The 8,656-nt window shown below is 67.8% G+C and carries 10 protein-coding genes; 3 read left to right on the top strand and 7 right to left on the bottom strand.

Annotated features, from left to right (window positions below; genetic code table 11):
* Positions 1 to 622: 622 nt before the first annotated feature.
* Both H5411_RS26440 and H5411_RS26435 read right to left on the bottom strand, forming a co-directional pair.
* On the bottom strand, positions 623 to 2,242 hold the full coding sequence (locus H5411_RS26440) for a DHA2 family efflux MFS transporter permease subunit (RefSeq protein WP_183125365.1): 1,620 nt from the start codon (positions 2,240 to 2,242) through the stop codon (positions 623 to 625).
* Positions 2,223 to 2,831 (bottom strand): PadR family transcriptional regulator, encoded by a 609-nt coding sequence (locus tag H5411_RS26435; RefSeq protein WP_183125364.1) that lies wholly within the window; start codon positions 2,829 to 2,831, stop codon positions 2,223 to 2,225. Before H5411_RS26435 ends, H5411_RS26440 begins: the two co-directional genes overlap by 20 nt.
* Before the next feature lie 263 nt (positions 2,832 to 3,094).
* On the opposite strand from H5411_RS26435, the gene H5411_RS26430 reads away from it, so the two are divergent.
* Positions 3,095 to 3,811, top strand: a complete 717-nt coding sequence (locus H5411_RS26430) for a tyrosine-protein phosphatase (protein ID WP_183125363.1) — start codon at positions 3,095 to 3,097, stop codon at positions 3,809 to 3,811.
* On the opposite strand, the gene H5411_RS26425 is transcribed toward H5411_RS26430, so the two are convergent.
* A complete protein-coding gene (locus tag H5411_RS26425) occupies positions 3,801 to 5,090 on the bottom strand; it encodes an MFS transporter (RefSeq protein ID WP_312878618.1) in 1,290 nt (429 codons plus the stop codon). The two genes, H5411_RS26430 and H5411_RS26425, sit on opposite strands and share 11 nt — an antisense overlap.
* A gap of 91 nt (positions 5,091 to 5,181) precedes the next feature.
* Between H5411_RS26425 and H5411_RS26420 the strand changes: the two genes are divergently transcribed.
* The gene (locus tag H5411_RS26420; RefSeq protein WP_183125361.1) at positions 5,182 to 5,793 is read left to right on the top strand and encodes a TetR/AcrR family transcriptional regulator; all 612 of its coding nucleotides are present in this window, start codon (positions 5,182 to 5,184) and stop codon (positions 5,791 to 5,793) included.
* 12 nt (positions 5,794 to 5,805) lie between these two features.
* Complete coding sequence (locus H5411_RS26415) at positions 5,806 to 6,210, top strand: hypothetical protein (RefSeq protein WP_183125360.1); 405 nt, start codon at positions 5,806 to 5,808, stop codon at positions 6,208 to 6,210.
* A gap of 1 nt (position 6,211) precedes the next feature.
* On the opposite strand, the gene H5411_RS26410 is transcribed toward H5411_RS26415, so the two are convergent.
* The 4 genes from H5411_RS26410 to H5411_RS26395 form a co-directional block, all read right to left on the bottom strand.
* Positions 6,212 to 7,339, bottom strand: a complete 1,128-nt coding sequence (locus tag H5411_RS26410; protein ID WP_246369245.1) for an alanine racemase — start codon at positions 7,337 to 7,339, stop codon at positions 6,212 to 6,214.
* The gene (locus H5411_RS26405) at positions 7,326 to 7,709 is read right to left on the bottom strand and encodes a RidA family protein (RefSeq protein WP_183125359.1); all 384 of its coding nucleotides are present in this window, start codon (positions 7,707 to 7,709) and stop codon (positions 7,326 to 7,328) included. The genes H5411_RS26410 and H5411_RS26405 overlap by 14 nt, the downstream gene beginning before the upstream one ends.
* Entirely contained in the window at positions 7,706 to 8,338 is a 633-nt protein-coding gene (locus H5411_RS26400; protein WP_312878617.1) for a helix-turn-helix transcriptional regulator, read from the bottom strand. The genes H5411_RS26405 and H5411_RS26400 overlap by 4 nt, the downstream gene beginning before the upstream one ends.
* A 98-nt stretch (positions 8,339 to 8,436) precedes the next feature.
* The gene (locus tag H5411_RS26395; protein WP_183125358.1) at positions 8,437 to 8,649 is read right to left on the bottom strand and encodes an acyl-CoA carboxylase subunit epsilon; all 213 of its coding nucleotides are present in this window, start codon (positions 8,647 to 8,649) and stop codon (positions 8,437 to 8,439) included.
* Positions 8,650 to 8,656 lie beyond the last annotated feature (7 nt).

Below are 8,656 nucleotides of genomic sequence, written 5' to 3'. Positions count from 1 at the left end.
GAGACTTCGCGGCTGCAGATGTGGAGACCGCCGCGTGGGTTGGCGTTGTGCTGCAGTCGGAACATCGGATGCCGCGTGGCGCGAGGCGTGCTCGGGTCGCGTCGGGTTGCCCGTTACCGGTCGGGTGCGCTGTGCGGGTTCGTTGCCTCTGCTCAGATGGGACGACTCAGTGAGTCGCGTCGCGGCTCCTGCGCCGAGGCTTGGCCCATTCGGCGCTCGCCGCGGGCCTTGCCTTGCTCGGCCTGTTTCAGCTGGCTGCGTCTGGCTTGCTCAGCTCGCCTGGCTCGGTTCGCCCCCGACTTTCCCGCCGGAACGTCCGGGCTGTGCTGCTTCGGCGGCTTGATTCGCTAAGTCTCGTCCGTTGGGCTCGGGGCACCCCGACTTCGGGGCCGGAACTTCAGGGCCGTGCTGGCATGGCGGCTTGGCTCGCCAAACCCTGCCCGTCCGACCCGCTCTGACTCGAGTGGGTGCCCATGGCTCAACCTTGTGCCCGTCCGACCCGCTCTGGCTGGGTGCCCAGGTGCTCAATCCTGCTCCGTGTCCCGCTCTCGCCTCGCCTCTCTCGTTGCCCGCCCCACCCCGGCTGGGTTGCTGGCCCAGCCGGGCCTTCGAGGTCAGCTATTCATCGGGCCGGTTCCGGGGTCGGTGCGGTGGGGGCTGGCGTGTGCGGCCGGGGCGATACTCGGCGTAGCGCTGCCGCCGACAGGATTCCCAGTACCAGCACCGCGATCGGCAGGATCAGTGTCGCGCGGGCGGCGTCGGTGAGTCCATTGTGGACCACTTCGCTGGCGAGGCGGCCTGCTTGCGCGGCGATGTCCGCTGGGAGGCCTGGCATCGCGGCTGGACTGCCGGAGGAGCCGAACTCGCCGGTTGAGGCGGCGGCGTGGGCGATTCCTTCGGTGAACGGGGCGCGGTATTGCTCCGGCAGTTGCGCGGCCGCGGTGGTGGCCTCGCTGGTGATCGAGGCGCTGATCCTCGCCTGCAGGAGAACGCCGATCGCCGCGCTGCCCAGGACTCCGCCTACCTGGCGGGCGGTGTTGAAGATGCCTGAGGCAGTTCCAGTGAGCCGCGGCTCTACCGACGCCATCGTCAGGTTGCTCATCGGCGAGAAGATGCAGCCGACGCCCAGACCGCACACCAGCAGGGCCGGGATCAGCGCCCACGGGCTCGTGTCCGGACGGGCTTGCAGTGCGACGATGCCGACGCCCGCGGCCAGCAGGGCCAGGCCGCCCATCACCAGGTATTTGCCGTTGATCCGGTCCGAAGCGCGGCCGACGAACGGCGCGATCACGCCGGACAGCAGCGACATCGGGGCGGTGAGCAGACCGGCCATGGTGGGGGAGAGGCCGAGCACCGTCTGGATGTAGATGATCAGCGGCAGGAACATGCCGGTCATCGTGAAGCCGACCGTGGTCGCGGTGAGCGTGCCCGCCGAGAAGTTGCGGTTGGCGAACACGGCCAGCGGGACCAGGGGTTCGCGGCGGTTGCGGCGTTGCCACAGCACGAAGGCGATCAGCAACACCACGCCTGCCCCGATGATTTCGAACACCGTGATGCCGCCGAATACGGTGCCCCAGTCGTACTGCTGTCCATTTTGGACGCCGAACACGACACAGAACAGTCCGGCCGCGGACAGCAGGATGCCGAGCAGATCGAACGAGTGGGAGTGCTTCGGCTGCCAGTCCGGCACCAGCCACAGCGTCAGTGCGATGGCGACGACGCCGATCGGCACGTTCACGTAGAAAATCCACTCCCAGCCGAGGTGCTGCACCAGCACGCCGCCCAGCAGCGGGCCGGTGATCGTGGCCAGGCCGGCCACGCCGCCCCACGCGCCCATCGCCGCGCCGCGTTTCGCGGGCGGGAAAAGGTGGCTGATGAACGCCAGCGTCTGCGGCGTCATCAGTGCGGCGCCCAGGCCTTGCACGGCACGGGCGGCGATCAGCATCTCGACGTTGCCGGAAAGCCCGCACCACAACGACGAAGCGGTGAACACCACGAGCCCGGCGACGAACACGCGCTTCGGGCCGAAGCGGTCGCCGAGGCGGCTGGTGAACAGCATCGGCACGGCGTAGGTGAGCAGGTAGACGCTGATCACCCACACCACCGAGTTCAGCCCGGCGCCGAGGTGCTGCAGCATCGCGGGCACCGCGATGGACACGATCGTGGTGTCCAGCAGGATCATGAAGAACCCGATACAGAGCGCGCTGAGCGCGGCCCACGGGTTAACCGGTCTTGCGTTCATGGTTGTCCTTGAGCTTGAGTTTCTTGTCCTGGAAAGGGATCCGGCCGCTGTCGAGGTCCGTGAACAGCTGCTCGATCCATGCGAGCTCGAACTTCCGCTGTGCCGCGCTGAACCGGAAGTCGAGCCAGTAGATTTCGGGGGTGCCGTCGGATTCCAGCCGCTCGATGATCACCTCGTCGGAGGCCACGCCCGCGCGCAGCCGGGTGATCCGGTGCTCCAGTTCGAGCAGTGCCACGTCGCGGCCGAGGTCGTCGATCACGGCGAGCCCGCTGAGCACGTCGCTGTAGTCCGGTACCACGTCGCCCAGCATTTGCCGGGCCCGTTCCTGGAAGGCGTCTTTGCCCGCCGCTGTCATGGCGTACACCGTGCGCTCCGGCCGTTTTCCGTCTCGCTGTGTCTCGACCACGTCGATGAAACCGTTGCGCTGCAACCGGTCCACCGTGTGATAAAGCGATCCTGCCTTCAGCTTCACGCGGGTTTCGACGTGCCGTTCCCGCATCAGCTGGGCCATTTCGTACGGGTGCATCGGCCGCTCGTGCAGCAGCTCGAGCACGGCGACGCCCAGCGCCGTGAGCTTGGCCGCGACCATGACGGGGTTCCTCCAGAGATCCAATCGAGTGGCCGACGTGGGTTATTCCACGTGGACTATACGGTGTGGGGCAAACTGCAGTCCAGTGCGATCCGCGCTGGTGAGCAGCTTGTCGCTGACGGTGACGGGTGGTGCGTGATGGCGAGAGCGTAACGACGGCCACCGACAAAAACCGGCGATCGCCTGTTCGACGGCCTTTTCCCCGGCCCTCGGCAAGAGGCCGCTGGTTGTCCGCGGCGAGCGATCCGGGCCAGGATCGGCTGATGGGCGACAACCGGGCAGTGGAGTGGGAAGGCTTCTTCAACACCCGCGACCTCGGCGGGCTCCCGACGCGATCCGGCGGCCGCACCGCGTCCGGGCGGTTCTACCGGTCGGCCACCCTCCGATTCGTCACCGCCGCGGGCTGGGACCAAGCGCGGGAATCCGGCCTCCGCACCATCGTCGACCTGCGCAACCCCGCCGAGATCAGCACCTACGCTGCCACCGTGCCATCCGGAATGACGCGCCTCGAAGTCCCCATGGACGACGTCGAAGACACCGAGTTCTGGCAGTACATCGCCGACGAACAGCTCGACGGCACCCCGCTGTACTACCGCGTTTTCCTTGCCCGCAAAGCAGAACGCTGCGCGACCGTCCTGAGAACGCTGGCCCAGGCCGAAGGCGGCGTGCTGTTCCACTGCACTTCGGGCCGAGATCGCACCGGTCTCGTCTCGCTCCTTCTGCTCGCCTTGGCCGACGTCGAACCGGAAACCATCGCCGCCGACTATGCCCTCTCGACCGAAGCCGTCCTCCCGCTGTACCGGGCGCTAGGCGTCGAGGACCAAACCGCGCTGCTCGAAGCAGCTTTGGCCCGCCGTCAGACGACCGTCCGCGAAGCCGTCCTGGCCACCCTCGACGGGTTCGGCGTCCGCGATTACCTCGTCCGCGCCGGACTGGCCGCGGACGAGGTCGACCGTCTTCGGGACCGGCTCAGTCGGTGACCTGGTGCAGCTGCCGCGCCCGGCGGCTGCCCAGCGAATACCACCCGGCGATCCCGGTGCCGACGGTGAGCGCGGCCGCGCTGATGCCGAGCGACCAGTGCACCCCGACCGCGGAACCGAGCAGTCCCACGGTGAAGCCGCTGCCCGCGCGAAGTCCGTTGGCGGACACGCTGTACACGCCGATCACCCGGCCGCGTTCCTCCGGTTTCGCCAGCAACTGCACGACGGTCTGGCCGATCGACATCGACGCCAGGTTGGCCACGCCGCCGATCACCAGCAGCGCCACCGCGATCGGGTAGCTGGCGGTCATCGCGAAGAACAGGCTCGACAGCCCGTAGATCGCCGTGCTGATTACCGCGGCGGGCACGTTCGGTTTGATCTTCCCGGTCGCTTCCAGCAGGATTCCGCCGATCACGCCGCCCGCGCCGTTGGCGAACAGCAGCACGCCGTACGCGGTTCCGGCGCTGCCCGCGCCGAGGTCCTGCGCGAAGATCGGCATCGAACTCTGCATCGAAGCTCCGACGAAGAACGCGCCGAGCCCGGCGAGGATGATCATCCCGACCATCGTCGGGTTCCCGCTGATTTCCTTCAGGATCCGCACCGAATCCATCAGGCCGACCCGTGGCCGACGGATGATTCCGCCGTCTCGCGTGTGCCCGGTGAACTTGGTGCGGAACAGGAACACGGTCAGCGGCAGATAGAACGCGACGTTCACGAAAATGCCCGCCACCGGTCCGAGCCCGAGCAGCAGCGCCGAGCCGACGACCGGGCCGAAGAGAATGCCGAGGCTGCGGAAGGTGGCGTTGAGCCGGACCGCGCTCGGCAATTCGGTGGGCCCGACGAAATCGTGCAGCATCAGCTGCTCGCCCGGTCCCCAGATCGCGCCCGCACAGCCGTGCAAAATCAGCAGCACGCAGGCGTTCCACACCTCGAGCGTGCCGGTGACCATCAGGACGCCCCACGCCACCGACACCGCCATGAACAGCGCCTGTGCGGCCTGGATGATCCGGCGGCAGTCGTGCCGGTCGGCCAGTCCGCCGAAGTACACCGAGAACAGCAGGAACGGCACCCAGTGGCTGATCACCTCGAACCCGGTCAGCGCGGGCGAGTGGAATTTCTCCCACAGCACCCAGTAGGTGATGACGTGTTCAATGTTGTCGGCCATCATCGCGAGGCCGGTGCCGATCAGATACGGACGGCAGTCCTTGTTGTACAGCGCCGCGAATTTGCGCGGGGCTGCTGTGCCGGTAACCCCGGATTCGGGTCGGTGCGTCGGCACCCCGCACGCGGAACACATGACTGGAAACCCCCTAGTGAGCTGGTGCTCGTAACGATAGACGAGACGTTGCGTCTCGACTAGACTTCCGCACGTGGGCGACGTCACTGAATCCGGCCGGTGCCGGCATCACGGGAACCGCTACGGCCGCAGCGAGAACGCGCGCCGGGCGGTTTTGCACGCGGTCGACGATCTGCTGGTGGAGGTCGGTTTCGCCCGGCTCACGATGGAGGGCATCGCGGCCAGGGCGGGCGTCGGGAAGCAGACCGTCTACCGCTGGTGGCCGTCCAAAGTGGACATTCTGCTCGAAGCGCTCGGCGACGACCTGGCCGAGGAACTCTCCCCGCCCGACTCCGGCGAGCTCCGCAAGGACCTCTGCGCGCACCTCGCCGCGATCGCGTCCTTCCTGACCACCGCCGACGCCGGCGCGGTCTTCCGCACGCTGCTCGGCCAGGCCCAGCACGATCCGGACTTGGCGCGGCAGCTGCGCGAGGTGCACATCCGCGCCCAGCACGCGCGCGACCGGCTGCCGCTCGAACGCGCCGTCGCCCGCGGCGAACTGCCGTCGGACGTCGACCTGGACAGCGCGGTCGAGCAGCTCGTGGGGCCGATCCACTACCGCGTGCTGGTCACCGGCTCGCCGGTGCCGCAGGAGTTCACAGATGGCCTGGTCGAGCGATTCCTCCAGGAGCATTCGCGCGAGTAGGCTCCTGGAGACATGGGAACGGTCTTGTGGCTGGTCGGGCTGGCTGTAGCCGCCGCGGTCCTGGCCGGGATCGCCTGGCTTTTCCGGGACCGCGCCGGGGGTCTTGACCAACGGTTGCGCGCGGCCGAGCAGGCCTCGCGCTGGCGATTCCTGCAGCAACAGTGGGAATCGGAGCCGATGGCGCGGCTCGCGACCGTCCAGCAGGTGCACGCGCTCACCCAGAACGGCGGCTGCCAGGTCCGGATCGTCTGGACGGACAGTTATCACGCCGAGGACGTCGAGATCGAGCACGACCAAGCCGACGCGGGCGACTATTTGTTGCTGCGCGGGGTGGGGCCGCTTGGTTCGATTACCCGGGAGGAGTTGCTGGCGCACGCGGGTGCGGATGCTCCGGATTGGGCGCAGCGAGGGCGGTGAGTTACCAGCCGCTGATCCGCTGCCAGGTGTCGGTGAGGTGGCCGTTCTCCGCGATCCGGTAGCTGGCGTGTTGTGCCGCGGTGGCGCAGGCGTGGTTGGGCAGAACGCGCAGCCGGGTACCGATCGGCAGGTCGGGCAGCGGATGGCCGTCACGGGCGGTGAGGATTCCGTGTTCCTGGCTCGCGCCGGTCACCACAAGACCGGGCAGCAGGGTGCCGTCGAGGTCGGCGACCAGGCCGTATCCCTGGTCGACGGCTTGGTTCGCGGTGCCCCGGTCTCGCGACAACGCCATCCAGCCGCCGTCGGTGAGAATCCAGCCGCGTTCGGGGCGGTGTCCGATCACGGTGACGACCACCGACAGCGCGAGGTCTTCGACGCGACAGACACCCAGCCCAGCCATCACCAGGTCGAAGAAGATGTAGTTGCCGGCGCGGACTTCGGTGATGCCAGCGAGATCGTCGGCTGCGTGCGCGGTCGGGGTGGAGCCGACGCTTACTGTGCCCGCGTACAGGCCTTCATCGCGAAGGCGCTGTGCTGCTGCGACAGCGACGTCTCGTTCATGCGCGGCGGCTTCGCGTTGTGCGGCAGCGGTTGTTGCGAAGTAGGACTCACCGGCGTGTACGAGGACACCGTCGAGACAGTCGTGCAGCTGTCGTCCGATGGCGAGCAGTGCGGGGTCGTCAGACAACACGCCCCCACGATGACCATCGCAGTCGACCTCGATCAGCGACGGAATGCGTAAGCCGGCTTCGCGCGCTGCGGCGGTTACCGCTGAGGCTTGCGCGACGCTGTCTAGCAGCACCCGCACGGTGATTCCGCGGCGCAGCAGCGCTATCACGCGCGGGAGTTTGTGCGGATCGATGCCGACTGCGTACGTGATGTCGGTGTAGCCGCTGTCGGCGAAGGCTTCTGCTTCGGCCAGCGTCGACACGGTGATCGGGCCTGGCTTGCCGGCGTGCATCAATGCGGTGGCAGGCAGCGCCTTCGCTGTTTTCGTGTGAGGGCGCAGCGAAACGCCGAGGTCGAGCATGCGGCGCGCGAGACGTTCGGCGTTGCGCTGGGCTCGCGAGAGCTCGACGACGGCGAACGGCGTGTCCGGATCAGCCAGGGTTTCGTCAGGCGGCGGCAATTGCCTGCACCTCGGCCTTCGCTCCAAAGTGGAGGGTGCTCGCCCCGGCGACCGCGCGTGCCGGGCGATGATCGCCAAGCCACGCACGGTAAATCCGGTCGAACTCCGGCCAGTCGCCCATGTCCGTCACGTACACGGTGACCGACACCAGGCGGTCCCGGCTCGTGCCCGCGGCGGCGAGACACGCGTCGACATTGGCCAGGACTTGCTGAGCCTGCACGGAAAACGGCTCGCTCACCAATCGGGTCCCGTCGCTGGTGACGGGCAGCTGTCCGGAGATGAAGGCCATCCCGCCGACCTGTGCGGTGTGCGAGTAATGCCCGCCAGGAGCGGACAGTTCAGGACTGTCGCGCAGGACGATGTCGCTCATCGACGCTCTCCTTTCGCATAGTTGTAGACAGTCGCCCGGGATACTCCGAGCAGGTCGGCGATGGTCTGGGCGGCATCGCGGGATTCGAAGTACCCCTCGTCGCGCAGCAGGCGGACCAGGTCACGTTTGGCTTCGCGGGAAAGGGACCGCGGGCTGCCGCCGCGGTCCGCGGCCGTGCGCTCGATCAGTTCCCTCAGCTCACGCGAGGTCCGCGAGTGCAGGTTTTCGACGAAACCGCGCTGCGCGGCATCGGTGGCGACCAGGTTGGCCAGCGTGTGCGTGAACGGCGAGAGCACTGAGACGTCGAGGTTCAGGCACAGCGCGGCGATGTAGTCGCCGTCGGCGTTCTTGATGCCGATCGACGTGCTTTTGACTGGCCGCCCGTCCGGGAACTGGTTCGCGTAGTTCTGCAGCACGCTCGGGTAATCCGGGTCGCTGATCCGCTGCAGTCCCAGTTCGGTGGCCGGATCGCCGACCTCGCGGCCGGACAGGTTGTTCTCGATCGCGCGGATCGCGTGGTCCGGATCCCGCAGGTCGTGCAGTACGACCTCGCACAATCCGGGGAACATCCGGCCGAGCGCGACGGCGATCTTCTCGGTTTCCCGGATGAGGTGCTCGTCCGCGTCCACGCCACCCCTTTGACTCAGTGTCTAACTTTAGAAAATGAGTCTAGCAAGTGGGCATAAAAGTTGATCCCGGCAGCAGAGCCGGGACCACCAAGGGGACTTCAGCGAGGCAAGGACGAGGCGCGCCAGGCCCCGTCACCAGGCGCGAGCCGCGCGTGCACCGCAGCCGCCCGGTCTCCCCACCACGACGTGCGACGCGGTGCCGGAGCGGGTGCCGACGCCGAAGCGGCACTGACCACCACCGCGGTGAGCGCGGCGAGTTCGGCGTCGTCCGGGTTGCCGCGGACCACGCGGAGCAGGGGAGCGTCCGTCATCGCGACC

The sequence above is a fragment of the Amycolatopsis echigonensis genome (assembly GCF_014174495.1).
Taxonomy (GTDB): Bacteria; Actinomycetota; Actinomycetes; order Mycobacteriales; family Pseudonocardiaceae; genus Amycolatopsis; species Amycolatopsis echigonensis.
Note: the sequence above shows the minus strand (reverse complement) of the source record. Positions and strands in the feature narration are given on the sequence as shown.